Annotated in this window: 27 protein-coding genes; 15 read left to right on the forward strand and 12 right to left on the reverse strand. The window is 71.4% G+C overall.

The features are described from left to right. Positions 1–5: 5 nt before the first annotated feature. Positions 6–500: a DinB family protein gene (locus tag HL658_RS25530; RefSeq protein WP_180285374.1), complete on the reverse strand. Its 495-nt coding sequence runs from the start codon at positions 498–500 to the stop codon at positions 6–8. 231 nt (positions 501–731) lie between these two features. On the opposite strand from HL658_RS25530, the gene HL658_RS25535 reads away from it, so the two are divergent. Together HL658_RS25535 and HL658_RS25540 are read left to right on the forward strand one after the other, a co-directional pair. Continuing rightward, entirely contained in the window at positions 732–1,151 is a 420-nt protein-coding gene (locus HL658_RS25535) for a CopG family transcriptional regulator (RefSeq protein WP_180285373.1), read from the forward strand. An 85-nt stretch (positions 1,152–1,236) separates the two neighbouring features. Next, the gene (locus HL658_RS25540) at positions 1,237–2,475 is read left to right on the forward strand and encodes an extracellular catalytic domain type 1 short-chain-length polyhydroxyalkanoate depolymerase (protein ID WP_180285372.1); all 1,239 of its coding nucleotides are present in this window, start codon (positions 1,237–1,239) and stop codon (positions 2,473–2,475) included. Positions 2,476–2,531: 56 nt separating this feature from the next. Here HL658_RS25540 and HL658_RS25545 read toward each other — a convergent pair whose 3' ends face one another. The 3 genes from HL658_RS25545 to msrA all read right to left on the reverse strand — a co-directional run bounded on the left by HL658_RS25545 (position 2,532) and on the right by msrA (position 5,800). Next, positions 2,532–4,508 (reverse strand): DNA translocase FtsK, encoded by a 1,977-nt coding sequence (locus HL658_RS25545; RefSeq protein WP_180285371.1) that lies wholly within the window; start codon positions 4,506–4,508, stop codon positions 2,532–2,534. Further along, on the reverse strand, positions 4,505–5,038 hold the full coding sequence (locus tag HL658_RS25550; protein ID WP_180285370.1) for a PAS domain-containing protein: 534 nt from the start codon (positions 5,036–5,038) through the stop codon (positions 4,505–4,507). Before HL658_RS25550 ends, HL658_RS25545 begins: the two co-directional genes overlap by 4 nt. A 123-nt stretch (positions 5,039–5,161) precedes the next feature. Beyond that, positions 5,162–5,800, reverse strand: a complete 639-nt coding sequence (msrA, locus tag HL658_RS25555; protein ID WP_180285369.1) for a peptide-methionine (S)-S-oxide reductase MsrA — start codon at positions 5,798–5,800, stop codon at positions 5,162–5,164. A gap of 153 nt (positions 5,801–5,953) precedes the next feature. On the opposite strand from msrA, the gene HL658_RS25560 reads away from it, so the two are divergent. Beyond that, positions 5,954–6,394 (forward strand): RNA polymerase sigma factor region1.1 domain-containing protein, encoded by a 441-nt coding sequence (locus HL658_RS25560; protein WP_180285368.1) that lies wholly within the window; start codon positions 5,954–5,956, stop codon positions 6,392–6,394. Positions 6,395–6,400: 6 nt separating this feature from the next. On the opposite strand, the gene pspF is transcribed toward HL658_RS25560, so the two are convergent. Continuing rightward, the gene (gene pspF, locus HL658_RS25565) at positions 6,401–7,402 is read right to left on the reverse strand and encodes a phage shock protein operon transcriptional activator (RefSeq protein ID WP_180285367.1); all 1,002 of its coding nucleotides are present in this window, start codon (positions 7,400–7,402) and stop codon (positions 6,401–6,403) included. Between the two features lie 174 nt (positions 7,403–7,576). On the opposite strand from pspF, the gene HL658_RS25570 reads away from it, so the two are divergent. From HL658_RS25570 to HL658_RS25585, 4 genes are all read left to right on the forward strand, one after another. Then, complete coding sequence (locus HL658_RS25570) at positions 7,577–7,717, forward strand: hypothetical protein (RefSeq protein ID WP_180285366.1); 141 nt, start codon at positions 7,577–7,579, stop codon at positions 7,715–7,717. Between the two features lie 29 nt (positions 7,718–7,746). Next, complete coding sequence (gene pspA, locus HL658_RS25575; RefSeq protein ID WP_180285365.1) at positions 7,747–8,424, forward strand: phage shock protein PspA; 678 nt, start codon at positions 7,747–7,749, stop codon at positions 8,422–8,424. A 71-nt stretch (positions 8,425–8,495) separates the two neighbouring features. Continuing rightward, positions 8,496–8,726 carry an envelope stress response membrane protein PspB gene (gene pspB, locus HL658_RS25580; protein ID WP_180285364.1) on the forward strand — a complete coding sequence of 77 codons (231 nt, stop codon included), beginning with the start codon at positions 8,496–8,498 and terminating at the stop codon, positions 8,724–8,726. Between the two features lie 12 nt (positions 8,727–8,738). Then, the gene (locus HL658_RS25585; protein WP_180285363.1) at positions 8,739–9,131 is read left to right on the forward strand and encodes a PspC domain-containing protein; all 393 of its coding nucleotides are present in this window, start codon (positions 8,739–8,741) and stop codon (positions 9,129–9,131) included. Positions 9,132–9,470: 339 nt separating this feature from the next. On the opposite strand, the gene HL658_RS25590 is transcribed toward HL658_RS25585, so the two are convergent. The 3 genes from HL658_RS25590 to HL658_RS25600 are packed head-to-tail and all read right to left on the reverse strand — an operon-like array spanning position 9,471 to position 12,155. Further along, a complete protein-coding gene (locus HL658_RS25590; RefSeq protein WP_196242363.1) occupies positions 9,471–9,983 on the reverse strand; it encodes a hypothetical protein in 513 nt (170 codons plus the stop codon). 5 nt (positions 9,984–9,988) lie between these two features. After that, on the reverse strand, positions 9,989–10,552 hold the full coding sequence (locus tag HL658_RS25595; protein WP_180285362.1) for a hypothetical protein: 564 nt from the start codon (positions 10,550–10,552) through the stop codon (positions 9,989–9,991). Positions 10,553–10,610: 58 nt separating this feature from the next. Then, positions 10,611–12,155, reverse strand: coding sequence for a diguanylate cyclase (locus HL658_RS25600; RefSeq protein WP_180285361.1), 1,545 nt, complete (start codon positions 12,153–12,155; stop codon positions 10,611–10,613). A 477-nt stretch (positions 12,156–12,632) separates the two neighbouring features. Between HL658_RS25600 and HL658_RS25605 the strand changes: the two genes are divergently transcribed. Genes HL658_RS25605 through HL658_RS25640 form a run of 8 tightly spaced genes read left to right on the forward strand, consistent with a single transcriptional unit; the run spans position 12,633 to position 22,460 of the window. After that, positions 12,633–13,028 carry a response regulator gene (locus HL658_RS25605; RefSeq protein WP_180285360.1) on the forward strand — a complete coding sequence of 132 codons (396 nt, stop codon included), beginning with the start codon at positions 12,633–12,635 and terminating at the stop codon, positions 13,026–13,028. 3 nt (positions 13,029–13,031) lie between these two features. Continuing rightward, entirely contained in the window at positions 13,032–13,547 is a 516-nt protein-coding gene (locus HL658_RS25610) for a chemotaxis protein CheW (RefSeq protein ID WP_180285359.1), read from the forward strand. Positions 13,548–13,559: 12 nt separating this feature from the next. Beyond that, positions 13,560–14,972: a CheR family methyltransferase gene (locus HL658_RS37860; RefSeq protein WP_180285358.1), complete on the forward strand. Its 1,413-nt coding sequence runs from the start codon at positions 13,560–13,562 to the stop codon at positions 14,970–14,972. Then, positions 14,969–15,571 carry a chemotaxis protein CheW gene (locus HL658_RS25620; RefSeq protein WP_180285357.1) on the forward strand — a complete coding sequence of 201 codons (603 nt, stop codon included), beginning with the start codon at positions 14,969–14,971 and terminating at the stop codon, positions 15,569–15,571. Before HL658_RS37860 ends, HL658_RS25620 begins: the two co-directional genes overlap by 4 nt. A gap of 19 nt (positions 15,572–15,590) precedes the next feature. Beyond that, the gene (locus HL658_RS25625) at positions 15,591–17,213 is read left to right on the forward strand and encodes a methyl-accepting chemotaxis protein (RefSeq protein ID WP_180285356.1); all 1,623 of its coding nucleotides are present in this window, start codon (positions 15,591–15,593) and stop codon (positions 17,211–17,213) included. Further along, the gene (locus HL658_RS25630) at positions 17,210–19,447 is read left to right on the forward strand and encodes a response regulator (RefSeq protein ID WP_180285355.1); all 2,238 of its coding nucleotides are present in this window, start codon (positions 17,210–17,212) and stop codon (positions 19,445–19,447) included. The genes HL658_RS25625 and HL658_RS25630 overlap by 4 nt, the downstream gene beginning before the upstream one ends. Then, positions 19,444–20,532, forward strand: coding sequence for a chemotaxis-specific protein-glutamate methyltransferase CheB (gene cheB / locus HL658_RS25635; protein ID WP_180285354.1), 1,089 nt, complete (start codon positions 19,444–19,446; stop codon positions 20,530–20,532). Before HL658_RS25630 ends, cheB begins: the two co-directional genes overlap by 4 nt. Further along, positions 20,529–22,460, forward strand: a complete 1,932-nt coding sequence (locus tag HL658_RS25640) for an HWE histidine kinase domain-containing protein (RefSeq protein ID WP_180285353.1) — start codon at positions 20,529–20,531, stop codon at positions 22,458–22,460. The genes cheB and HL658_RS25640 overlap by 4 nt, the downstream gene beginning before the upstream one ends. 145 nt (positions 22,461–22,605) lie before the next feature. Here the strand turns inward: HL658_RS25640 and HL658_RS25645 are convergent, their stop codons facing one another. The 4 genes from HL658_RS25645 to def are packed head-to-tail and all read right to left on the reverse strand — an operon-like array spanning position 22,606 to position 26,143. Continuing rightward, positions 22,606–23,904, reverse strand: coding sequence for a branched-chain amino acid ABC transporter permease (locus HL658_RS25645; RefSeq protein WP_343055333.1), 1,299 nt, complete (start codon positions 23,902–23,904; stop codon positions 22,606–22,608). 16 nt (positions 23,905–23,920) lie between these two features. Continuing rightward, entirely contained in the window at positions 23,921–24,658 is a 738-nt protein-coding gene (truA, locus tag HL658_RS25650) for a tRNA pseudouridine(38-40) synthase TruA (protein WP_180285352.1), read from the reverse strand. Next, on the reverse strand, positions 24,640–25,599 hold the full coding sequence (gene fmt / locus HL658_RS25655; RefSeq protein ID WP_180285351.1) for a methionyl-tRNA formyltransferase: 960 nt from the start codon (positions 25,597–25,599) through the stop codon (positions 24,640–24,642). Before fmt ends, truA begins: the two co-directional genes overlap by 19 nt. A gap of 25 nt (positions 25,600–25,624) precedes the next feature. Beyond that, positions 25,625–26,143 (reverse strand): peptide deformylase, encoded by a 519-nt coding sequence (gene def, locus HL658_RS25660; protein WP_180285350.1) that lies wholly within the window; start codon positions 26,141–26,143, stop codon positions 25,625–25,627. Positions 26,144–26,426 lie beyond the last annotated feature (283 nt).

Genomic DNA, 26,426 nt, shown 5'->3' on the forward strand with positions numbered 1-26,426 from the left:
GGCGCTCACGCCACCTCACGCAGATAGTAGAGCAGGTCCAGCGGCGGCGGGTTGCGGCCGTGCAGGCTCAGCAGCGTGTGGGCCTGGCCGCGGTGGTGCGTCTGGTGGTTGAAAAGGTGGGCCAGCACCAGCGCCAGCGGCTGCTCGAACGGCTCGCCGGTGGTGGTGCGGTAGGCCAGGGTGCCGGCGATCCGCTCCTCGTCCATGGCGTCGATGGTTCGGACCAAGCGCTCGTCCTCCGTCTGCCGCGCGGCGCACAGGCCGGGGAGGTCCGGGTGCAGGATCTCGTTCAGCGCCTTGGGCTGCGGCCCCTCGCCGGTGATGCGGCGCAGCCAGATGCGATCGGCGACCAGGATGTGGTTCAGCGTGCCGCTCATCGACCCGAAGAAGGCGCCGCGGTCCTCGACGAACTCCGCCTCCGACAGCCCGGCCGCGGCGGCGTAGAGGCGGTCGTTGGCCCAGCGGTTGTAGGCGGCGAAGGTCTGGAAGTGGGCTTTCACGACGGCACCCCCGGCAGGTCACAGCACAGCAAGACGGTACCGTCGCGTCCGCCCGAAATCACGGCCGGCTTGCGGAGGGCCGCCATGCGGAGGACGCCGCTCGCCAGGACCATGGGGCGGCGACCGGCTCCCAAGGAACGGGAGCTTTTCCCCGTTGTGAGAATTCACCTTGATCGGCCATCGCCCACCCCCATTTACCATCCAACGGGATGGTGGAAGGATGGTGAAGGGATGGCTAGCAACGTTCAGGAGCTTCGCCCGAAGGGCAGCGACAGCGAGAAGATCACGATCAACCTCGGTTACGTCGATCTCGGCCACATCGATCTGCTCGTGCAGGAAGGCTTCTACGCCAACCGCACCGACTTCATCCGCACCGCCATCCGCAACCAGATCGACCGTCACGGCGACGCCGTCCGTCAGGCGGTGACGCGCAAAAGCGTGGATCTCGGCCTGCGCCACTACAGCCGCGAGGATCTCGAAGCGGCGCGGGACGCCGGACAGACGCTCCACATCCGCGTCCTCGGGCTTGCCAGCATCGCCCAGGATGTCACCCCCGAGCTTGCCCGCGACGCCATCGCCTCGGTGTCCGTGCTCGGGGCGTTGCACGCCAGCGCCGCCGTCAAGGCGGCCCTTGCGGACCGCATGCGGTGAAGCCGTGCGCCACCCGCCGCACCCTTGAAAAGTTTCCAGGCCCGGCCTTCCGCCGGTGCCGCGTCCGACATCGGAAAGCACCCACATGACCAACCGGATTCCCAGCGATATGGCAGAGGCGATGCGCCTCACCACCGCCGGCAAGCTCACCGAGGCGACCGCCCTCATCCAGCGCCTGCTGGGAGGTGGGGGGGCAGCCGCGGCCCCCGCACCCACAACGTCCCACCCCGGCGCGCCGACCATCATCGACGTGGAGCCGGTCACGGTGGAGGTGGCGGACGCGCCGCCGTCGCGCGATCCGCCCCAGCCGGCCGCCGCTCCCCACGCCGGCCGGTTCCATTCCGGCCCCAGGTCCGGGCTGGGCGAGACGCTGCGCGATCTCGCACGGCGCGTCCTGCCGGACGGCCTCGACCTTGGCATTGGCGGCGTGGCGCGGCCTGCGGCCGACCCGCTGCCGGACGGTGCCTCCTTCACGACGGCGTCCTACGGCAACGCGGCCGGCGCACGCTCCTACAAGCTGTATGTTCCCGCCAATCGGGGCGGCGGGGAGCCGCGCCCGCTGGTGGTCATGCTGCACGGCTGCACCCAGTCGCCGGATGATTTCGCGGCCGGGACGCGCATGAACGCGCTGGCGGAGGAGCTCGGCCTTCTCATCGCCTACCCTGAGCAGCCGTCCTCGGCGAACGCCAACCGGTGCTGGAACTGGTTCAACCCGGACGACCAGCGGCGCGACCATGGCGAGCCGTCGCTGATTGCGGGGATCACCCGGCAGATCATGCAGGAGCACGCCGTGGACCCCACCCGCGTCTACGTCGCGGGGCTTTCGGCCGGCGGGGCGGCGGCGGTCGTCATGGGTGGCACCTATCCGGACCTCTACGCCGGCGTCGGGGTGCATTCGGGTCTTCCCCATGGGGCCGCCCGCGATATCCCATCCGCCTTCGCCGCCATGCGCCAGGGCGGAGGCCGTGCCGGGCGGCCATCCGGCGAGCCGGTTCCGACGATCGTCTTCCATGGAGACCGGGACAGCACGGTCCACCCGGGCAACGGTGACGATGTCGTCGCCCAGACGACGGCGGGTGCGACGGGGCTGCGGACGACGGTGGAGCGGGGGGCGGTGTCCGGCGGGCATGGCTACAGCCGCACCCGGCATGCCGACGCCTCCGGCCATGCGATCTGCGAGCAGTGGACGATCCACGGGGCCGGCCACGCCTGGGCCGGTGGCAGCCCGGCCGGATCCTACACCGATCCACGCGGGCCGGACGCCTCGCGGGAGATGCTGCGCTTCTTCCTCGCAAACCCGCGGCGTCAGCACTCCAGGACGTAGGAACGGTCCCCGGATGCCCCGCTCACGTCCCGATGGGACGGCGGGGCACCCTCCGGTCACATGCCGGCGCGTTTGGCCGACAGGCCGGCCGGGGACAGCAGGACCTCGCGCTTGCCCTGGTGGTTGGCGGGGGAGACGATGCGCTCCTGCTCCATGCGCTCGACCAGCCGGGCGGCGCGGTTGTAGCCGATCTGGAGCTGGCGCTGGATGGAGCTGACCGACACCTTCTGCTCGCGCACCACGAAGCTGACCGCCTGCATGTAGAGGTCGTCGGCACCGCCGCCGCCACCGGAGCTGTCGTCGTCCTCGTCGGCGACCGCCTCCTCCTCCTCCTCGATGATGGCGGTGACGTAGTTGGGGGAGCCCTGCGCCTTCACGTGCTGGACGATCTCCTCCACCTCCGAATCCGACACGAAGGGGCCGTGCACGCGGGTGATGCGACCGCCGCCGGCCATGTGCAGCATGTCGCCCTGGCCGAGGAGCTGTTCGGCGCCCGCCTCGCCCAGGATGGTGCGGCTGTCGATCTTGCTGGTGACCTGGAAGCTGATGCGGGTCGGGAAGTTGGCCTTGATGGTGCCGGTGATCACGTCCACCGAGGGGCGCTGGGTTGCCATGATCAGGTGGATGCCGGCGGCGCGCGCCATCTGGGCGAGACGCTGGATGGCTGCCTCGATCTCCTTGCCGGCGACCAGCATCAGGTCGGCCATCTCGTCCACCACCACGACGATGTAGTGGAGCGGCACCGGCTCCTGCGGCGCCTCGAAGATCGCCTCCGCCTCGCCGGGCTGGGCACGGCGGGGCATCTTCTCGCCGCGCGCGATCATTTCGGAGATGCGGGCGTTGTACCCCTCGATGTTGCGCACGCCCAGCTTGGACATGGCCTCGTAGCGGCTCTCCATCTCGCGCACCGCCCAGCGCAGGGCGATCACCGCCTTCTTGGGGTCGGTGACGACGGGGGTCAGCAGGTGCGGGATGCCCTCGTAGACCGACAGCTCCAGCATCTTGGGGTCGATCATGATGAAGCGGCAGCGGTCGGGCGGCAGCCGGTACAGGAGCGACAGGATGAAGGTGTTGATCCCCACCGACTTGCCGGACCCGGTGGTGCCGGCGATCAGCAGGTGCGGCATGCGGGCGAGGTCGGCGATCACCGCCTCGCCGCCGATGTCCTTGCCCAGCACCAGCGCGAGCTGTCCCGGCGCGTTGCGGAAGGCGTCGGTCTCCAGCATCTCGCGCAGATAGACCATCTCCCGCACGGGGTTGGGCAGCTCCACCCCGATCACGCTGCGGCCCGGCACGATGGCGATGCGCGCCGTCACCACGCTCATGGAACGGGCGATGTCGTCGGTCAGGTTGATGACGGTGGAGGATTTGGTGCCCGGCGCCGGCTCGAACTCGTAGAGGGTGACGACCGGGCCCGGCCGCACCTCCATGATCTCGCCGCGCACGCGGAAGTTCTTCAGCACCGTCTCCAGCATGCGCGCGTTCTGCGCCAGCACCAGCTCGTCGTGCTGCTGCGGCGGGGAGGGCGGCGGCGACTGGAGCAGGGCGATGGGCGGAAGCTGGTAGCCGGCCCCGGCGGGCGGCGGCTCCAGAATGTCGACGTCCACCGGCTCCGACACGGCGGCGTTCGCCGCGGGCGCCTCGACCGGACCCGGCACCGCCGCCGTCGCGGCTTCGCCGGCCGGGGCCACCGCCTCCAGCGCCGGCTTGGCCGGCTCGACGCCGTGGCCGGGCATGGCGGCGGCTGGCTCCACCACCGGGCGCACGGCGTCGGCCCACTCCACCCCCGCCAGGAACGCGAAGCCCGCAACCACCGCCAGCGCCTCGTCACCCAGGCCGGTGGTGTAGACGGTGCCGGCACCGGGGGTGCCCGGCAGCACCTCCACATCCCACTGCAGGCGGCCGTCGCCGCGCGTGTTGGGGATGAGATTGAAGGGCTGGCCGTTCAGGGCGCACCACAGATTGAACTCGTCGGCGGTGACCACGCCGGTCTGCGTGACCGGGGCCTTCAGGTGGGGGGTGCGCGGCTTCATGCCGGGGCCTTCGTGTGCTCGTCGGTGGTGGTCTGGTCGAAGCCTGCGGACTCCGGCATGCGCGGCACCGCCGGTTCCGACTCGGGCTGCGGCGTGGACAGCTCGTAGGCGGCCACCAGCAGCTTGTCCACCGACGCGCCGTCGCTGGACAGCGGCAGCACCAGCCGTTCCCAGCTGCCCAGCCCTCGGCCGAAATCGGCCATGTGGACGCGCGACACCGGCAGCCGCTCGCGCCGTACGGCGGCGTATTCGGCGGCCAGGATGGCCCGCTGGTCGGCCGGCAGCGCGTCCAGCGTGGCGCCCAGCCGCGAATGCCCGAACGCCTCCGCCAGCTTGCGGCCGTAGTAGGAATAAACGAAATCCTCGTCGTTGATCACTTCGAAGATGACAATATTATCCTTCCACGGCCGCAGTTCCTGCGGCGCGATGGTGCTGGAAACCGGTGGATTTCCGTTCGTGCATTTGCCGAGCCAGAAATCAAGCAAGCCGCTGAGGGCGGGCGTGACCAGCTCGGTTCTTTCCTTGATCATGGGTACACGCGGTTCGGCAGCGGGGCCATTGTCGGGCGTTCGGGGCTGCCGGAACCATACCCGCAAGGCGAGGGCCGGCGCAACCGGCACCGGTCCCCCTCCCTGCCGCATCGCGCTCCAGCGTCAGAGGGCGCAGCTCACGCCCGTGCCGCCGAGCCCGCAGTAACCGTTGGGATTTTTGCTGAGATACTGCTGGTGGTAGCCTTCCGCGAAGTAGAAGGGCGGGGCCTCGCGGATCTCCGTGGTCACCGGGCCATAGCCGGCCCGCCCCAGCGCCGCCTGATAGGCGTCGCGGCTGCGCTCCGCCGCCTGCAACTGCTCCGCGGAATGGGTGTAGATGGCCGACCGGTACTGGGTGCCGACGTCGTTGCCCTGGCGCATGCCCTGGGTGGGGTCGTGCGCCTCCCAGAAGACGGCCAGAAGCTGCTCGAAGGTGACTCGGGACGGGTCGAACACCACCCGCACCACCTCCGTGTGGCCGGTCATGCCGGAACAGACCTCCTCGTAGGTCGGGTTGGGGGTGTGGCCACCCTGATAGCCGACGGCCGTCGTCCACACGCCCGGCGTCTTCCAGAACTTGCGCTCCGCCCCCCAGAAGCAGCCGAGGGCGACATCGACGACCTGGAGATGCTCGGGATAGGGCGGGGTCAGCGGGTTGCCGTTGACGTGGTGGCGCGCCGGCACCGGCATCGGGTCCTGGCGGCCGGGCAGGGCGTCGCCCGGCCCCGGAATGGAGAGCGGCTTGCGCGAGAACAGGCCCATGGGTCCACCTTTCGGGTGTTGCTGCGGATCGCATCCGTCGGGATTGCCTCAGATGTCGGAAGCAGCACCGCCCGGTGCAACTCACTCCCGCGTGAACTTGCCGCAAGTCCTGGCGTTCTCTTTCCCGGAAGCATCCTTCATAGGAGAACCACCATGGCAAGCCACGACGCCGCGGTTCAGCGGCTGATCGAACAGGGGCGACGCACCGGGCGCCTGACCACCGACGACCTGTCCCGCGCGCTGCCGATCCAATCCATGGACCCGGCGGAGATCGCCGCCGTCGTGGACCGGTTGGACGCCGCCGGCATCGATGTGGATGTCGACGAGCGCCTGACCGGCGGGCGTCCGCGCCCGCAGCGCGGAGCCGCCGGCTCGCCGGCGCCGACGCTGCCGCCGACCATCCCGCCGGTGGCCGCCCCGGCCGTCTCCGAACCCGGCGTCCGTCCGTCGCGCGAGGGTTGGGTCGGCACCCACGGCGACGCCCCCGCCCACGGCAGCCGCCGCGCACCGAGCTGGGAGGCCGACGGGGTCAACATCATGCCGGTGGTCGCCTTCGGCATCTCGGCGCTGGTGCTGATGATCGCGCTGGGCTGAGCGCCTTCATCGCCCCACCAGCCCGTGCTTGCGCAGCAGGCCGCGGAGCTGGTGGTAGCCGAGCCCCAGCGACTCGGCGGTCCGGCGCTGGTTGTGGCGGTTGCGCGCCAGCGCCGCGCGCAGCAGCTCGGCCTCGAAGGCCCGGACCCGTTCGGTCAGCGGGCCGCCGGCCCGCGGTTCCGCATCTTCGACCGGTGGGGCCGGTGGCACGGATGGCGGGGTGAGGGCGGCGCTGCGGCTGAACGGGTCGAGGATCACCGTGTCCACGGGTGACTCGGCGTCGGCCGCGGCGACCGAGCGTTCGACCGCGTTGCGCAGCTCCCGCACGTTGCCGGGCCAGGGATGGGCGCGCAGCGCGGCCAGGGCCTCCTCCGTGAAGCCGGGGAAGTAGGGGCGCTCCAGCTCCCGCACCATGCCGCGCGCGAAATGCTCGGCCAGCGGTTCGATGTCCTCAGGCCGCTCGCGCAAGGGAGGCAGACGCACCACGTCGAAGGCCAGACGGTCCAGCAGGTCGGGACGGAATGTTCCGGCGGCGGCCATGGCCGGCAGGTCGGCGTTGGTGGCGCCGACCACCCGCACGTCCACCCGTTGCGTCCGTCCGCCGATCCGCTCGATCTCCCCATACTCCACCGCACGCAGCAGCTTTTCCTGCACGGCGGCGCTGGCGGTGGCGACCTCGTCCAGGAACAGGGTGCCGCCGTCCGCCTGTTCGAACCGGCCGGCGTGGCGGCGGCTGGCGCCGGTGAAGGCCCCGGCCTCGAAGCCGAACAGCTCGGAATCCAGCAGCGTCTCCGGCAGGGCGGCGCAGTTCACCTTGACAAAGGGGCGGTCCCAGCGCCGCGACAGGTAATGGATGCGCGCCGCCGCCAGCTCCTTGCCGGTGCCACGCTCGCCGATCACCAGCAGCGGCCGTTCGATCGGTGCCACGCGGGAGATGTGGGCGAGCGCCGCCAGGAAGGCGGGCGATTCCCCCAGCAGCGGCGGCAGTTCGGCGGGAACGACGGTCATGGTGAAATCCGCGATAGCATGTGGTGGAATCAACGAAGAAATGGTGAGAAACGCTATCTCCGTCGCGGAGGCTGGTCAAGCCGGGCGGGCCCAAACGCAGGCGGCGGGCCGGTTCCGGCGGATTGCCAGGCTCTGGCACGGCCGTTGCTTTTGTTCGGGCAAAGGAGACCGGACATGAGCGACGACACCTACACCCGCTACCGCCCCGACAACCGCGACACCGTGCAGCGTCTGCGCGCCTGGCTGATGAGCCGCCCGTCGGAAAGCTGGCTGTTCTTCTTCGCCGGCATCGTCGCCGGCGCGCTGCTCGGCTGACCCGCTTCTTCGCTGAGGACACGAGAGACATGAGCATCTTTTCGCGCCTGACCGACATCGTTCAGTCCAACCTCAACGCGATGCTCGACCGCGCCGAGGATCCGGAGAAGATGATCCGCCTGATCATCCAGGAGATGGAGGACACGCTGGTGGAGGTGCGCTCCTCCACCGTGAAGATCATCGCGGAGAAGAAGGAGATCGAGCGCCGCGTCGCCGATCTGCGCCGCGAGAGCGAGAACTGGGATCGCAAGGCGGAGATCGCGCTCACCTGCGATCGTGAGGATCTCGCCAAAGGCGCGCTGATCGAGCGGTCCAGGCTGGCCGACCAGGCCGACCAGCTGGAGGTCCAGCACAAGGCCGTCGAGGAGGCGCTGACCAAGGCCAACGACGACATCGGCCGGCTCCAGGCCAAGCTGACCGACGCCAAGAACCGCGAGAAGGCGCTGGTCGCCCGGCAGAAGTCCGCGGCCAACCGCGTCAAGGTCCGCAACACCCTGAACGACGAGCGGATCAACGAGGCCCTGTCGCGCTTCGAGCAGGTGGAAAAGAACCTGGACGAGCTGGAGGGCCGCGTGGAGTCCTACGACCTCGGCCGCAAGAAGTCGCTGTCGGAAGAGATTGCGGAACTTGAGGCGAACCACAAGGTGGAGGAGGATTTGGCGGCACTGCGCGCCCGCATCGCCGCGCGCAAGGCGGGCGGGTCCTGACACCTGGACACGCGGGGGCCGGCCGAAACCGGCCCCCGGCCGCGGATCGCCTGGAGAAGGGCTGACATCCTATGGATCATTTCGGTTTCGTACTGGGCATCCTCTTTCTGGTCGTGGTGGTGCCGATGTGGATCCGTCACCACTACCGCCACCGGACGGAGACCCGGCGCGCGCTCAACGCCGAGGACGAGCGGGCGCTGGACGATCTGCGCGCGCTGGCCGAGCGCATGGAAAACCGCGTCCAGACCCTGGAGCGCATCCTCGACGCCGAGTCTCCGGGCTGGCGCAACAAGCTGTCATAGGGGTGGACGTCGATGCATGAGCGAACCTCGCCTTTCGGCGGTTTCCGTCCGCGCGGCCTGTTCCGCAACCCCGAGCGCGGCCGGATCGCCGGCGTGTGCGCCGGTGTGGCCGACTATCTCGGGGTCGATCGGTTCGTCATCAGGCTGGGCTTCGTCGCGGCCGTGATCTTCCTGACGCCCTTCGCCATCGCCGGCTACATCCTGGCCGCGCTGATGCTGCCGGTGCAGCCGCCAGCCGGCAGCTTCACCGCCGCGGACGTGCCGGAGGAGACCGCAAGCACGCGCCTGCACGGCCTGCGCGACCGCTTCCGCTCCTGCGAAAAGCGGATCGAGAACCTGGAGGCCCATGTGGCCTCCCGCGAGTATGAACTGAGCCGCGCGATCCGGGACCTGGATCGGCGGTAGGCCGCCGCGGCAGCCCTGGCCGACCGTCGTCGCGGCAGCCGCACGGCGGTCGCGCCATGAGGACCGGGCGGGACCCGGTCCGAAATCCGTCAGCGCTGGCGGCGGTTGCCGCGCACGCGCACCGGCACGCGCTTGGGCTCCGGCCGCGTCGCCATCACACCCGCCAGCACCAGAGCCATCGCCGCACCGAGCAGAGCCAGTTCCATAGTCGCTCCTCCTGGTTTGCCTCCTATGGTGAGGCACCATGGGATGTACATGGTAGCAGAAAAATGACCGGCAACCATCCGGCACGCAAATTGTCGCAGGCCTGCAACGCCCGATCCGGCGCCCCGCCCCGGCCTAACCCTCGTAACGCTCGGTGGATTGCAGGGTGAAGCCCTTGTTCTCGGGGAAGCGGGCGTGGACCTTCTCGTGCGCCCTCTTCTCGTCGGCGGCCCAGACGAGGAAGCGGCGTCCGCGTCTCCAGCTTTCCAGCGCCGTGCGCTCGAGCTTGGCGTTGACTTTGTGCGCGTAGTCCGGATGGGCGATGCGGACGATCCAGCCCTGCTCGGCCTCCGACCGGCGGTCGTCGAGCACAAAGAGGCGCCGGTCCAGCGCCCGCGTGGCGTTCAGCCGCTCCTCGATCTCCTGGCAGGCGATCTCGATGGCGGTCTTGCGCCGGCGCATGGCCGCCAGCTCGCGCGCCTGTCCCAGCGTGCCGCGGGCGGCGCGCTTGATGCGCTCGACCTGGGCCTGCCGCCGCGACTCGATCTTGGTCATGGTCGCCTCGGTCTCCTTCAGCCGCTTGATGGCGTGCACCATGGAGACGACCAGAGCCACAAACCCGACCATGCCGGCGAACACATAGACCATGGCGGCTATCCCGCCTTCGCCGCCGGCCCGTCACCGCTGCCGTGCTCGTTGAGCCGCTGCACGTGGAAGCCGAAGGACGGCGGGTAACGCCGCTCGACTTCCGCCCGCGCGTCCTGCATCGAGCGGACCCACACCTCGATGATCTGCGGTTGGGACCAGCTCCGGTCGATCAGGATCGGGCTGCGCGGGACGTTGCCGGTGCCGACATAGCGATTGATGACGTGCGCCACCCAGCAAGGTGCGCCCTCCACCTCCTCGCCGATCTGGCGGATGAGCTGCTCGCCGGCGTTGGTGGCGTCGGTCCATTGCCGGTCCAGCCGCTGGCGGCGGCGCACCACCTCCCGCAACTCCGCATCGAACGCCTTGACCTCCTTGGCGCGCGCGGCGTGCCGCGCCTCGAAGGCCTGCTCCATGCGGGCGCGCCGCGTCATCATGCCGCGGATGCCGACGAGCCCGTGGCGCTGCTCGATGGAGCGCTCGCCGAAATGCACGACCGCCCGGGCGGCCCCGTAGGCCAGCCCGGAAAGAGCCAGCGCAGCAATCAGGGCCTGGACGTAGTCGTTCCACATGGCGTTGCATTGGGGGAGGGGATGCGCGTCACTTTGGTAGACGCTCCCGCAGACCGGATCAACCGGGATCGGATGGCGGGCTCCCGGCCAGGACCACCCGGTTGCGCCCGGCCAGCTTGGCGTCGTAGAGAGCCGCGTCGGCGCGCATCAGGGTGCGCTCGACCGTCGGCTCGCCCTCCTCGCGCTCGGCCACGCCGATGCTGGCGGTGATCGTCAGCGTGTGCGGCCCGAAGGTGAAGGTCTTGGCGGCGATGGCCAGCCTGACCCGCTCGGCCACGGCGGCGGCACCGGCGAGATCGGTTTCCGGCAGCAGCACCACGAACTCCTCCCCGCCGAACCGCGCGATCAGGTCGGAGTTGCGCAGCGCGTCCCGCGCGCAGGTCACCACGGTGCGCAGCGCCTCGTCCCCGGCAGCGTGGCCGTAGCTGTCGTTCACCGCCTTGAAATGGTCGAGGTCGATCAGGAACACGCTGAGCAGGCGCCCGTGGCGCCGGGCGCGCGCGAACTCTGCCGCGGCCAGCTCCATGAAATGGCGGCGGTTCCACACCTCGGTCAGCACGTCCAAGGTGGCGAGACGCTCCAGCTTGCCGTTGGCCTCCGCCAGCGCCCGCGTGCGCTCGGCCACGCGCGCCTCCAGCGTTTCGTTGGCCTCGCGCAGCCGCTCGTAAAGCGCCACGTTGGCGAAGCCCAGCCCGATCTTGGACGCGAACACCTCCACCAGCCCGTGATCGATCGGATCGAGCGGGCGGCGCGTGCGCATCCAAACCGCCATGCCCGAGCCGTCGGGCACGTCGATGTGCAGGGTCAGACAGTCGGGGCGGTAGACCGAGCGGCGTTCGTGGAAGCTGTGGATCAGGCACTCGCGGACGGGCGGTTCGATGGCGCGGTTGTCGTAGGGGCGCTCCACCAGCCCGGCGAAGCCGCCGGCACCGGCCAGCACGGCCAGCCGGTCGCCGCCGCGCAGCGAGCACAGCAGCCCGTCCGGCTCCATGCCCAGCACCGCCGCCACCTCCGTCAGGACGCCCGACGCGTAGGCTCGCAGCGTGCGCATGCCGAACAGCCGGTCGGTGGATTCCACGATCCGCTGCAGCCCCCGCCGGTTGGTCTCCAGCGCCGTGATGTCGGAATAGGCGCGGAGCGCCGCGATGACGGTGGTGAAGAGCTTCTGCGTGGTCAGCTCGGTCTTGGCCTTGTAATCGTTGATGTCGCACTCGACGATCACGTTCTCTTCCGGCGCCTGCCCCGGCTGGCCGGTGCGCAGGATGATGCGGATGGCGCGGTTGCCGATGTCCTCGCGGATGGTGCGCACCAGATGCAGGCCGGCGTCGTCGGTCTCCATCACCACGTCCAGCAGCACCATGGCGATGCCGGGATCGGCGCGCAGGATCGCCGCCGCCTCCGTGGCCGAGAAGGCGCTGAGCAGCGCCAGCCGGCGGTTCTTGAAGCGCACCTTGCCAAGCGCCAGACGGGTGACCGCATGCACCTCCGGGTCGTCATCGACGACCAGGATCTTCCAGGGCTCGCCCGCGTCGGCCGGCGGCCCGGCCGGGGTGGCGGCGCGTGGCACCAGAGGTTCGTCGGCGAACAGAAGGTCGTTTCCCATGGCTGCTCGGACGCCTCGCCGTCGATCAACCCGTGAAACGCGAACAGGCGATGCGGAAGATCGGTTTCAGGATGACCTCCCCAAGGTGATTTTCGTACGGGTGGAACGCGAACTCTACCGTAAAGACGTCGCCATGGCGCGTGCAAACGGAATCCGGAACGTCACATTCCGGCCCGCAGCGTCGCACCGGACCGCCGATGCCCGCCAGGACAGGGGGTTAGCCATAAACGATCCGTATGGCGGAACGCAACGCTTTCGCGAAATTCGTATCGAATCCGTTCGATTGCCGGCGGTTGGTTTCGACTCATTGCCGTTTCGTACTACAACCATTGTCCGGTTCGACTCCCGCGGCACGGCACAGTATCGGAAAGCCGAGCCCTCATGGCGACGGGCGGCGCGTTCGATGGATGCCTATGGCCGGGGGCGGTGGTGCCGCTCCGGGCTTTTGTGCTTCCCACAAGAAGGATATTGGGCCGGATGTCGAATTCTTGGGCGGGACTGCGACTGTTGGTGGTGGAAGACGAGTTCATCAACGCGATGTTCACGGTGGACACGCTGGAGGAACGCGGCTGCGTGATCGTCGGCCCGGCGGCGTCGCTCGACGAGGCGATGGATCTCGCCGAGCGCGAGACCGTGGACGGGGCGATCCTGGATGTGAACCTGGCCGGCCAGCCGGTGTTTCCCCTGACCGACCGGCTGGTCGCGCGCGGCGTGCCGGTGCTGCTGACCACCGGCTACGACAGCTCGACCCTGCCGGAGCGGATGCGCGGCCTCTGCCAGCTTCAGAAGCCCTTCAGCGACGAGCAGCTCTTCGCGGCACTCGGCCGGCTGTTCCCCAGCATGCCGGCGCGCCGGGCGACCGTGGGCGCCTGAGCGATGCGGCGCGCGGCGGCGGCTCCGGCCGGGCTCGAGGACCGGGTCTGCGTGGCCGAGCTGTCGGGGCAGCTCGTCGCGCTGCGCGCGGCGGCGGTGGCGGCGGCCTTGCCGATGGCCCGGCTCGCCCGCCCGCCCAACCGCCCGCCGATCCTGGAGGGGCTGCTGTCGCTTCCCGACGGCGCGCTGCCCGTGCTGCGGCTGTCCCATCTGTTGGGGCTTCCCGACCGGCCGCCCACCGCGGCCAGCGCCATCCTGCGGCTGCGCGGGGAACGTCCGCGCGGCCTGCTGGTGGACCGTGTCCGCGGGCTGCAGCGGGTGCGGGCGGATGACCTGCAACCGATCGAGCCCGGCAGCTCCTTCGCCGACGTCGCGATCGCCGGACTGGGCGTGGCCGGCGAGCCGTGCCTGCTGCTCGACCCCGCGCGCCTGCTGCTGCGGGAAGAGGAGGCGCGGCTGGACGCCTTCCGGGCGCTGGGCGATCGCCGGCTGGCGGACCTCGGCCCGGAAGGCCCGTAGGACGGCCCGGCCATGGACCCGCTGATCGCCGATCCCGCCTTCCCGACGCTCAAGGCACTCGCCATCGACCTCACCGGGATGGCCTATTACGCGGAAAAGGACGACGCGCTGGCCGCGGCGCTCGGCCGGCGCATGGCGGCGCGCGGGGTGGCGCGCGGCGACGTCTATGCGGCGATGCTCGAGGGGGGCGGCAGCGCCGAGGAGCGCGAGGCGCTGGTCGTCGAGCTGACCATCGGCGAGACCTACTTCTTCCGCTACCAGGCGCAGTGGTCGGCGCTGACCGAGCTGGTCCTGCCCGACCTGTTCGCCCGCAACCGGCCGCTGCGCCGTCTCAGCCTGTGGAGTGCGGGCTGCTCCATCGGGGCCGAACCCTACACCGCCGCCATCCTGCTGCGCGACCGCTTCGCGCGGGAGGCGGAGGGGTGGGACGTGCGCATCCTCGGCACCGACATCAACCGCACCTCCCTCGCGACGGCGCGGGCCGCCCGCTACACGCCCTGGGCCTTCCGGGCCACCCCCGACGCGGTGCGCGACCGCTGCTTCGCCGCGGACGGGCACCTCTGGGAGCTGCGGCCCGAATACCGGAAGGGGGTGGTGTTCGAGCCGCACAACCTGATCCGCGACCCGATCCCGCCCGACCGGGAGCGACAGCCCGACCTGATCCTCTGCCGCAACGTGTTCATCTATTTCGACGCGGCGACCAACCGACGGCTGGCCGAGGCCTTCCACGACGCCCTGCCCGAGGGGGGATGGCTGCTCGTCGGCCATGCGGAGGCGAACGCGGCGCTGTTCGAGCGCTTCCGTTCGGTGATGCTGCCGGACAGCACCATCTACCAGAAATCGTCGGATCCGGACGAGCGGCCCCGGCGCCGCACGACCGTCGCACCGGCGCCGCATCCGGTCCCGGCGCGTCCGGTCCCGGCGCGTCCGGCTCCGGCACACCCGACGTTTCCGCGGCGTCCGCTGCCGCACCCCGCACCGCCGGCGGCCATTCCGAAACCCGCGGCGGAGCCGGTGACCGCGGCACCGGATCCCGGCGCCGACATCCGCGCCATGATCGCGCACGAGGCGTGGCAAGCGGCGACGGCCGCCTGCCTGCGCTGGCTGGAGGCGGAGCCGCTCGATCCGCTGGCCTATCTGCATCTGGGCCTGCTGTTCGAGCAGCGCGGCAACCCCGCGCGCGCCGTCGGCGCCTACCGCCGGGCCCTCTATCTGGAGCGCGGGCTGCTGTTCGCCCACTACCAGCTCGGCTGCCTGCTCAGGCCGCGCGACCGCCGCGCCGCGCTCCGCCATTTCCACACCTTGCTGGGGCTGTCCGCCGTGCACGCACCCGACGGGACGGTGGCCGGCATCGGGGGCATGACGGTCGCCGACCTGCGCCAGGCCACCCGCACCCAGATCGCCGCCCTGGAGACCACGCCATGACCGCCGGACCCACCGCCATCGACTGGACCGCCGTATGGGCGCGGCTGTCCGCCGCGCGGTCGGCGACCCGTCGGATCGAGGAGGAACGGCTGGACGGGCTGTTCCGCCGCCGCGCCGATCACCTCGCCCGGCCGCCGGAGAGCGCGGAGCGTCCGGCCGGTGCCATCCGCGCGCTGACCGCCCGCATCGGGCGCGAGCGCTACGCCCTGCCGGTGACCCAGGCCGGGGAAGTGGCGCCGCTCGGCCGCTGGGTGCCGGTGCCGGGTTGGCCGCCGGCCCTGCTGGGGGTGGTCAACCGGCGCGGCGTGCCGTGCCCGGTCATCGACCTGCACCATCTGCTGAACGCCGGCGCGCCGTCGGGAACGGCGGCCTGCGCCGTCGCCCTGCGTCGGCCGGTGCAGGGATACGCCGTCCGCATCGACGAGGTGGGGGAAATCCTCGACCTCGACGCGACCGCCTTCACCATCCCCGGCGGCCGGGAGCCGGTCTCGCCGCTGGTCGCCGGTGTCGGGCCGGACGGGCTGATCCTGCTCGACCTCAATCGCCTCGACGCCATTCCCGCCTTCCCGATCCTCCGCGACGCCCCGACCCCGTCCTGAACGCACGAGACCGATACCCATGCATCCCCAAGCACGCACCATCGACGGACGACCGACGCGGATCGCCAACAAGCTCCTGCTGATCACGATCATCTTCGCGATCACCATCGCCGCGATCGGCATGATCACGGTGCAGACCCTGCGCGAGCAGGAGATGGCCGCCGCCCAGGCCGACGCCATGGGGCGCCAACGTTTCCTGGTCGTGCGCTACTATGTCGACGTGCTGCACACGTCGATGGGCGACCCGCGCGATCACGAAGCGGTCAAGCGGGTGTTCGACTCCAACCTGCGGTCGATGATCGAGGGCGGGCCGGTCCAGATCAACCTGTCCACCGAAGCCACCGTCATGATGCCGCCGGCCGTGACTCCGGGCATCGCCGCCAAGCTGCGGGAGCAGCGTGAGGCCGCCGACCGCTTCGAAGCCGCGGTCGACCGGTTCCTGGCCTTGCCGGCGGCGCAGCGGAGCGACCCGGCGCTGCTCGCCGACCTGGCCCGGCAACGCATCGCGGCGTCCACCCAGGCCGACGACGCGGCCCGCATGTACAGCGCCTACACCCAGTCGCGGGTGCAGACCTCGATCCTCATCCAGATCGCGCTGGGTCTGGCCGGGCTGCTGGCCGGTGGCATCGCCGCCTGGCTGATCAGCCGCAGCATCGTCGCCCCGCTCCAGCGCTGCGTCGCCATGGCCCAGGGCATCATCGCCGGCGACCTGCGCCAGCCGCCGCTCCCCATCCGCTCCAACGACGAGGTCGGGCTGCTGACCGCCACCTTCAACGAGATGCTGGAGGGTCTGCGCGGCATCACGTCGGAGACGCGCGACTATTCCGCCCGCCTCGCCACCGCGGTGGCGGAGATGTCCGCCTCGATCCAGGAGCAGGCGGTGGGTGCGCGCCAGCAGGCCGCGGCGGTGCAGGAGATCACCACAACGGTGGAGGAGATCGGCCAGTCCGCGCAGCAGGTCTCCGACATGGCGCGCGACGTGGGCAGCAGCGCCGACACCGTGGCCGGTGCGGGCGTCAACGGGCTCCAGACGGTCAAGGACGCGGCGTCGGCCATGGAGGCGATCCGCACCCAGACCGAAAGCGTGGCCGAGACCATCGTGGCGCTCAGCGAGCGCACCCAGGCCATCGGCGAGATCATCGCCACCGTCAACGAGATCGCCGAGCAGTCGAACCTGCTGGCGCTCAACGCCGCCATCGAGGCCGCCGACGCCGGCGACCAGGGCCGCCGCTTCTCGGTCGTCGCCAACGAGATCAAGTCGCTGGCCGACCAGGCGAAGGACGCCACCCGGCAGGTGCGCAGCATCCTGGAGCAGACCCAGAAGAACATCAGCACCTCGGTCATGCTGACGGAGGAGGCGCTGAAGCGCGCCACCGCCGGCCGCGAGAAGGCGCTGGCCGCCGAGGACGTGATCCGCCGCATGACCGAGAACCTGCAGGAGAACAGCGGCTCCTTCCAGCAGGTGGTCGGTGCCACCGGCCAGCAGCAGATCGGGCTGGAGCAGATCGCCCAGGGCATCCAGCAGATCCGGCAGGCCAGCATGCAGACCGCCGCCAGCACCGACGAGCTGGCCAAGGCCGCCACCAACCTCAACCAGCTCGGCGAGGCGCTGACCCGCCTGATGGAGAAGTACCGGCTGTGAACGACCTGCGGGAACGGCTGCTCCAGGCCTTCCGGATCGAGCACCGCGACTACATCGAGGGCATCGGCGCCTTCCTCGACGCCGCCGAGCGCGAGGGCACTGTGGCAGCGCGCGCGCTCGACGAGATGTTCCGGCAGGCGCACAGCCTGAAGGGTGCGGCGCGCGCGGTCGGGCTGCCCGCGGTGGAGACGGTCGCGCACCGGGTGGAGACGCTGTTCGACCGCATCCGCACGGTCGGCGGCGCGCTCGACGCCGCCGCGGTGGCGCTGGTGCGCCGAGCCCTCGACGCGGTGGAGGACGAGGTCGCCAGCCTCGACGGCAGCGCCCCGCCCCCCGACACCGCCCCGCTGCTGGCCGCCCTCGACGCCCATCTGGGCGAGGCGGCCCCAGTGCCGGCGAGGCCGGCGGAGGCGCCCGCCTCCAACGACGCCCCCGATATCGCCCCCGTCGCCCTTCCCGACACCGCCCCCGCCGGGCCGGCGGCTCCGGAGCCGGTGGCGCCGCCGCAGCCGCTTGCCGAGACCATGCGGGTGGAGGTGGCCCGCTTCGACCGCATCATGGAGACGGCGGGCGAGCTGGTCGCCGGACAGCACCAGCGCGACGAGGCCGTGCGGGCGCTGGCCGACCTCGGCCGCCAGATCGGCGAGCTCCGGGCCGGCTGGGGCAAGCTGCGGCGTGGCTTGCGCGCGCGGGACGGGGCCGGCGGCGAGCTGGACCCCCTGCTCGACCAGATCGAACAGCGGTTGCGTGGGGTGGCACGGCTGCAGCGTTCCGTCCACGGGCAGGAGCGGCGGGCCGCACGCACAGCCCGTCAGCTCGGCGAGGATTTGCAGCGCGAGCTGGGCGACGCCCGCATGGTGCCGGTGGAGGTGGCCTTCGGCACCGTGCGCCCGATGGTCCGCGCGCTCGCCGCCGATCTCGGCGTGCCGGTGGAGGTGCAGGCGACCGGGTTGGAGCTGCGCGCCGATCGTCTGGTGCTCCAGCGCCTCAAGGACCCCGTGCTGCACCTGCTGCGCAACGCCGTGGGCCACGGCATCGAACCGGCGGCGGAGCGCGCCGCCCGCGGCAAGCCGCCGGCCGGTGCCGTGTCGCTTGCCTTCGCCGTGGATCAGGGGCGGCTCACCGTGACGGTGACGGACGACGGGCGTGGCATCGACGCGGCACGCTTGCGGTCCGCCGCCCGCCGCCTGCGGCTGGCCGGCGACGAGGTGGAGGCGATGGGCGACACCGAGCTGCTGCAGCTCGTCTTCCGGCCGGGCTTCACCACGCGGGAGGAGGTCTCCGACCTCTCCGGCCGCGGCATGGGCCTGTCGGTGGTGTGGGAGGCGGCGACCCGGCTCGGCGGGGCGGTGTCGGTGCGCAGCCGCGCCGGGGCGGGGACCGAGTTCCGCCTGTCCGTCCCGGTCACCGCCATGGCCCAGGCGCTGCTTCTGGTGCGCGCGGGCGACCAGCTCTACGGCATACCGGCCGGCGGCATCGAGCGGCTGCACCGGGCCGGCCCCGCCGACATCGGGACGGTGGAGGGGCGGCTGGTGCTGCGGATCGGCGACCGTCCGGTGCCGCTCGCCAGCCTTGCCGGTGCGCTCGGCGCCGGGGACGGCGAGATTCAGATGGGGGGGCAGCGCAGCGTGCCCGTGGTGGTGGTCGGCGGGGAGGAGCGCCTTCTGGCGGTCGCCTGCGACGAGCTTCTGGGCCTGCGCCAGGGCCTCGTCCGCGATCTCGGCCACCCGCTTCCGCCCTCCGGCCTCGTCTCCGGCGGGGTGCTGCTTGAGGACGGGGCGATGGCGCTGGTCATCAATCCCTTCGTCCTGGCGGGCGGGGCGGGCGCCGGATCGGGGCTGGAGCTGGTGGAGCGGCGGCCGGAACCGACGACTCCTGCCATACTGGTGGTCGATGACAGTCTGACGACCCGGACGCTGGAGAAGAGCATACTGGAAGCGCACGGGTTCGAGGTCCATCTTGCCGTCAACGGCATGCAGGCGCTGCGGCACCTGCGGGCGGAGCGGATCGATCTGGTGATCGCCGACGTCCAGATGCCCGAGCTGGACGGCTTCGGCCTGCTCGCGTCCATGAAGGAGGATCCGGCTCTGGCGGACATTCCGGTTATTCTCGTCACCTCGCTGGAAAAGCGCGAGGACCGCGCGCGCGGGCTGGCGCTCGGTGCCGACGCCTACATCGTCAAGCGGAAGTTCGATCAGGCCGAACTCCTGTCCACCATCGGGCAGTTGCTATGAGGAAGGTGCGCGTCCTGATCGTGGAGGACAGCCCGACGCTGCGCCTCCTGCTGGAGACCATCGTCGAGGCCGACCCGCGGCTGGAGGTCGCCGGTTCCGTCGCCAGCGCCGAGGCGATGCTGGCGCGGCTGGAGGATCTCGCCCCCGACGTCATCTCGCTGGACATCCGGCTGCCCGGCATGAACGGGCTGGACGCCACCATCGAGGTGATGCGCCGCCGGCCCACCCCGATCGTGGTGGTGGCGGCGGATGTGAACGCGCGCGACGGCTTCATCGCCATGAACGCGCTGCGGGCCGGCGCACTCTCCGTGCTGGAAAAGCCCGACGGTGGCACGGCCGAGGCCTTCGCCGCCATGGCCAACCGCATCTGCACCCACTTCTACCGCATGAGCCAGGTGAAGGTCGTGCGGCAGACCTTCCGCCGCGGCCTCAGCTTCGGGCTGGACGGCGAGGCGGCGGTGGCGCCGGAGGCGGTCCCCGTGCCGGCCCCGGCCGGCGGCGGTCCGTACCGGATGCTGGCGGTGGTCAGCTCCACCGGCGGCCCGAGCGCGCTGGTGCAGCTGCTGGGCGGGCTGGGGGCGGATTTCCCGCTGCCGGTGCTGATGGTCCAGCACATCGGGCCGAAATTCGTGGCCGGTTTCGCCGACTGGCTGGACGCCATGACGCCTTTGACCGTGCGGGTGGCCGAGGACGGGGAGACGCCGCGTCCGGGCACCGCCTATCTGGCGCCCGCCGACCGCCACCTGCTGCTGGACGGCGACCGCCTGCGCCTGACCGAGGGGCCGATGGCGGAGGGGCACAAGCCGTCGGGCACCCTGCTGCTGCGGTCGGTCGCGGCGACGGCCGGCAAGGCCGGCATCGGCGTGATCCTCACCGGCATGGGGAGCGACGGGGCCGCCGGGCTTCTGGAGCTGCACCGGGCCGGTGGCCACACGGTGGCGGAGGACGAGACCACCGCGGTCGTCTACGGCATGCCGGCGGCGGCCGTGAAGCTGGGCGCGGTGCGCGCGCTGCTGCCGGTGCACGCCATCGGGCCGCATCTGCGCGCACGGACCGGACGCCCCGGCGAGGGAGGGAAGCCATGAACCGGCCGCGGGTCCTTCTGGTCGAGGATTCCCTGACCCAGGCCGTCGCCATGAGCGACATGCTGGAACGGGCGGGCTACGCGGTGCGCCACGTGCCGTCGGCGGAGCGGGCGCTGGTGGAGCTGAACGGCGAGCTGCCCGATCTGGTGCTGCTCGACTACCACCTGCCGGGCATGCAGGGGAACGAGCTGTGCCGCCTGATCCGACTGAACGCCGGGACCATCGGCATGCCGATCCTGGTGCTGACCAACGACGATTCCCCCGCCTGCCAGCGCGAGGGGCTGGAGAGCGGGGCCGACGACTTCCTGCCCAAGTCGCAGAGCGCCGAGCTGATCCTGATGCGGGCCGGCAACCTGCTGCGCCACGCCCGCGAGGCGTCGGAGGAGACGGGGCTGCCGCGGGCGGTGTTCCGGCAACCGCTGGTGCTGATCGTCGGCACGCCCGGCGGCGCCGACGAGGACCTGGAGCGCGCCCTGGTGCAGGAGGGCTGCCGGGTCGAGCGCGCCATCGACGGCGAGGCCGCGCGCGTCATGGTGGCGGCCCGTCCCTTCGATTGCGCCCTGGTGGCGGAGACGGTGGGCGGTGCGGCGGGCGACGCGCTGTGCGCGGCGCTGCGGAGGGTGGCGGTGGGCGATCCCACCCTGATCCTGATGCTCGACCGTGCCGACAGCGCCCGCAGCCGGCCGGGCCACGTCAGCGACGGGGTGGACGACCGCATCGAGCCGCAGCTCGACCTGTCCGTCCTGCGTGCCCGGCTGCGGGCGATGCTGCGCCGGCGCTTCCTGATGGAGCAGAACCGCCGCCTGCTCGACGACCACATCGCGCGTGAGACGGAGACCATCCGCCTGCGCGCCGAGCGCGAGGCGGCGGAGGCGCGGGCGGCGCTGGCCGACGAGCTGCGGCTCGCCAACGAACGGCTCCAGGCTGCCAACCGGCGGCTGTCCGAGCAGGCGTCGGTGACACGCACCATCACCCACAACGTCACCTCCGCCCTGTTCATGGTGGACGCCGGCGGGCGGCCGACCTTCATGAACCCCTCCGCCGAAACCCTGCTGGGCTGCGCGCTGGAGGAGCTGGGCGGCCGGCCGCTCGCCGAGCTGGTGACCATGGACGACGCGGCGGAGCGGGCGGCACTGGCCGCCCTGTCCCCGGTGCGCAACCGCCCGGCCGCGGTGCGCCACACCGATGGGCGCACGGTGCCGGTGACGGTCAGCCTGGCGCCGCTGTCGGGCGGCGACGGCGGCGCCGTGGTCGAGGTGGTGGACGTCACCGAACGCCGCAAGGCGGAGCGGCAGCAGGCGCTGCTGATGGCCGAGCTCAGCCACCGCGTGAAGAACACCATGGCGACGGTGCTGTCGATCGCCTCGCAGACCAAGCAGCGGCACGACACGCTGGAGAGCTTCTGGCCGGCCTTCGTCGGCCGGCTCCAGGCCCTGTCCTCCACCCACAACCTGCTGGCCCGCCACCTGTGGGGTTCGGTCCAGCTCGGCGACGTGCTGCGGCACGAGACCGCTCCCTACCGCGACGAGTCGCGCGGCAACCTCGCCCTGTCGGGGGAGCCGCTGCTGCTCACCTCGCGGGCGGCGCTGTCGCTCGGCATGGTGTTCCACGAGCTGGCGACCAACGCCGCCAAGTATGGCGCCTTCTCCACGCCGGACGGGGATGTGTCGGTGCGCTGGACGCGGTCGCCCGAGGGCGACGCCGTCACCATCGCGTGGGAGGAGAGCGGCGGCCCGCCGGTCCAGGCGCCGTCGCGGCGCGGCTTCGGCTCCCGCCTGATCGAGAAGGGGCTGGCCTACGAGCTGGGCGGGCGCGCTTCGCTGGAGTTCCGGCCGGGGGGCCTCGCCTGCACCATCGAGCTGCCGCTGTCCGATCACGTCCACGCCACCGGCGGCGACACCGCCCCGATGCCGATCCCGGCGGGGTGAGCTGTCTATCATTGATCGCGAGCGATCAATGGCCCTCAAACGGCGGGCGCGGCCATCCGGCCGCTTGCCTTCGCGGGCATGGGCCCGCGGGGCCTCAACGGCCCAACCAAGTTCCGATGAGAGAGAAACTCATCGGAACTTGGTATCAATCCCCGCGCGAGCGCGCCTGCCCCAGCAGGCCGTGCGGGCGGTAGATCAGGAACAGGGCGAGCAGGCCGAAGGCGACCACGTCCTTGTAGGCGATGGCGAAATAGCCGCTCCAGAAGGTCTCCACCAGCCCGAGCAGCAGGCCGCCCAGCATGGCGCCGGGCACCGAGCCGATGCCGCCGATGACCGCCGCGGTCAGCGCCTTGAAGCCCACCAGGAAGCCGGTGAAGAAGTTCACCCCGCCGTAATAGAGCGCAATCACTGTGCCCGCCGCCGCGGCGCAGGCGCCGCCGATGGCGAAGGTCAGGGCCACGGTGCGGTTGACGTCCAGCCCCATCAGCGCCGCCGCCCAGGCGTCGTCGGTGCAGGCGCGGTGGGCGCGGCCGAAGGCGGTGCGCCGCATCACCCACCACAGCAGGGCGTAGAGCCCCAGCGTCAGCGCCACCACGACCCCTTGCGCCGTCACCGCGGTGACGCGGAAACCCGGCACCGCCAGCAGCGTCCGCGTGGTGGCGTAGACGGGGGCCGGCCACCATTCGCGCGCCCCGTGCAGCAGCCGCACCCCCTCCTGCATGGCGATGGCGAGACCGATCGCCAGGATCAGCGGCGCGTGCGTGCCGACGCCGCGGACGTGGCGGAAGAGCAGCCGGTCCATGGCCCAGCCCTGCACCGCGGTGAAACCCATGGCGATGACCAGCACCACCAGCAGCGCCAGCGGCAGGGCGCCGGCCCCCGCCATGGCAAGGCCGGACGCCGCCATCGCCGCCATCATGGCGCCGGTCATGGTCAGCTCGCCCATGGCGAGATTGATGCGGCCGACGATGGCGTAGACCAGCGTGTAACCGATGGCGAGCAGCCCGTAGACGCAGGATACGGTGGCCGCGTTCACCACCTGCTGCATGAAATAGAGCGCGGGCACCCACGGCGACGGCCCGGACTGCACCGCCCGTCCCCCCGGCAGCGGCTCCCCGCGGGGCGGCGGGATGCGCGCCCACACGCGCAGCATCAGGAACTCCATCTCCGACAGCAGGCCGGTGCGGTCCGTCTCCACCCCCTCCAGCTCGTGACGGCCGCTGTCGAAGAAGCGGCCGCCGAACCGGCAGACGATGTAGTGACCGAAACCCTCCTCTTCGTAGCGGATGGTCAGGCTGCGCCCGTCGACGGTGTCGTGTTCGGCGGACAGGATGCGCAGGCTGGCGGGGTTGTCCTCGAAGGCGGGGATCAGGCGGCGGCAGAGCGCAAGCTGCTCGCCGTCCACCCCGCCGCAGCCGGCCAGAAGCAGCAGCGGCAGCAGCACCAGCGCGGCCAGCCGCTCAGTAACGCGCGTCCAGGAAATGCAACCCGTCGGGCGGGGCCGTGGGGCCGCCGCGGGCGCGGTTCCGCGCCTCCAGAGCGCGGCTGACGTCCGCGGCCGTCCATTTGCCTGCACCGACCAGCTCCAGCGTGCCCACCATGTTGCGAACCTGATGATGCAGGAAGGAGCGGGCGGCGGCAAACACCCGCAACTCCTCGCCGTGCCGGGTCACCTCCAGCCGGTCGAGCGTCCGGACGGGGGAGTTGGCCTGGCAGAGCGCCGCGCGGAAGGTCGTGAAGTCGTGCCGCCCCACAAGCACCTGCGCCGCCTCGTGCATGGCCGAGGCGTCGAGCGGCCGGCGCACGTGCCAGGCGCGGCCACCCTCCAGCGCCAGCGGCGCCCGGCGGTTGACGATGCGGTAGACATAGGAGCGCCCGGTGCAGGTGAAGCGGGCGTGGAACTCCTCCCCCACCGGCTCGGCCGCCAGCACCGCAACCGGCCAGGGGCGCAGGTGGAAGTTCAGCCCGTCGCGCACGCGGTCGGGGAGGAAGGGCTTCGCCAGATCGACATGGGCGACCTGACCCAGCGCGTGCACCCCGGCGTCGGTGCGGCCGGAGGCGTGCAGCCGCGCCTCCTCCCCCGACAGGCGCTGCACCGCCTCCTCCAGCGCCTGCTGGACGGACATGCCGTTGTCCTGGCGCTGCCAGCCGACGAAGGGCCGGCCGTCATACTCGATGGTCAGTTTCCAGCGCTGCACGATCCCGGTCCCAGCACCGTGCCGGTCGGTATGGCGAAGCCGCGCAGGAAGGCGGCCCCGTCCACCGGCGCCTTGCCCGGCCGCTGCACCCGCAGCAGACGCACGGCACCCGTCCCGCAGGCCACCGTCAGCCGGTCGTCGAGCAGGGTGCCGGGAGGCCCGTCCCCATCCGCCGGTGCCGCCTCCAGCACCTTGATGCGCTCGCCACCCAGCGCCGCCGGCAGGTCGAACCAGCAGCCGGGCCAGGGGGTGAGAGCGCGCACCTGCCGCTCCACGAAGGCGGCGTCGTTCGACCAGTCCAGCCGCCCGTCCTCGCGCGTCAGCTTGGCGGCGTAGGTCACGCCCTCCTCCGGCTGTGGCACCGGGGTCAGGCGGCCGTCGGCGACGCCGGCCACCGCCTCGACGATCAGCCGGGCGCCCATGGCGGCCAGCGCGTCGTGCAGGGTGCTGGCGGTGGTGTCCGCCGTGATCGCCACCCGGTCCTCCAGCAGCATGGCGCCGGTGTCGAGCCCGGCGTCCATCTGCATGATGGTGATGCCGGTCTCGGCATCACCGGCCAGGATGGCGCGCTGGATGGGGGCCGCCCCGCGCCAGCGCGGCAGCAGCGAGCCGTGCACGTTCAGACAGCCCAGCCGCGGCGCGTCCAGCACCGGCTGCGGCAGGATCAGGCCATAGGCCGCCACCACGCCGATGTCGGCGCCGAGATCCGCGAACTCCGCCTGCACCCCGGCGTTGCGCAGCGACTTCGGCGTGCGCACCGGGATCCCTCGCTCGGCGGCGAAGCGGTGGACGGGGGAGGTCTGCTCCTTCTGCCCGCGGCCGGCCGGGCGCGGCGGCTGCGTGTAGACGGCGACGATGGCGTGCCCGGCGTCCGCCAGGGCGCGCAGGCTCGGCACGGCGAAATCCGGCGTGCCCATGAAGACGATGCGCAAGGCGGTCATGCTCCCGTCCGGGACGTCCGGCCGGTCAGGCCGACGCCTTCTGCCTCTGCTGCTTCTGGAGCCTGCGCATGATCATGCCGCGCTTCAGCATTGACAGGTGATCGACGAACAGAACGCCGTTCAGATGGTCGATCTCGTGCTGGATGCAGGTCGCCAGCATGCCCGACGCCTCGATCTCCCGCTCCTGTCCGTCGCGGTCCAGATAGCGCACGCGCACCGCGCTGGGTCGTGTCACCTCCGCGTACTGCTCGGGGATGGACAGGCACCCCTCCTCGCAGACGGCCAGATCCGGCGACGACCAGACGACCTCCGGGTTGGCCATGCGGATGGGGTTCGGTGCCTCGTCCTTCTCGTGCACGTCGACGACGATGACGCGGTCGAGGATGCCCACCTGCGGCGCCGCGAGACCGATGCCGCTGGCCTCGTACATCGTCTCCACCATGTCGTCCATCAGCCGCGCGATTCGCTGATCGACGGCAGGGACCGGCTTCGCCACCTGCTTCAGGACGGGGTGCGGGGCAATGAGGATCGGCAGGACGGCCATGGTTCCTTGGCTGTGGTGTCGCGATGGTTGCAAACCCTGAACATATGCGGGGCATGCCACGCCGTCAAGGAAGGCGGGGTGCGGCTCGCAGGTCGGTTTGCGTGGGAGGCGATGCCGCTTGCCGCGCGTCGTCCGGTCTTCAGTGATCCCAATCCCGTTCCCGAAAGGCCTGCCGCTGCTCCTGCATGGTCGGTTCCATTCCGTACCGCCGAGGATTGCCGCACATCCAGCAACTGCATGATGCCAGATTGTCGGCGCACTTCTGCGGAAGGTCGGCCCAAGG

The sequence above is a fragment of the Azospirillum oleiclasticum genome, assembly GCF_013423485.1.
Lineage (GTDB): Bacteria > Pseudomonadota > Alphaproteobacteria > Azospirillales > Azospirillaceae > Azospirillum > Azospirillum oleiclasticum.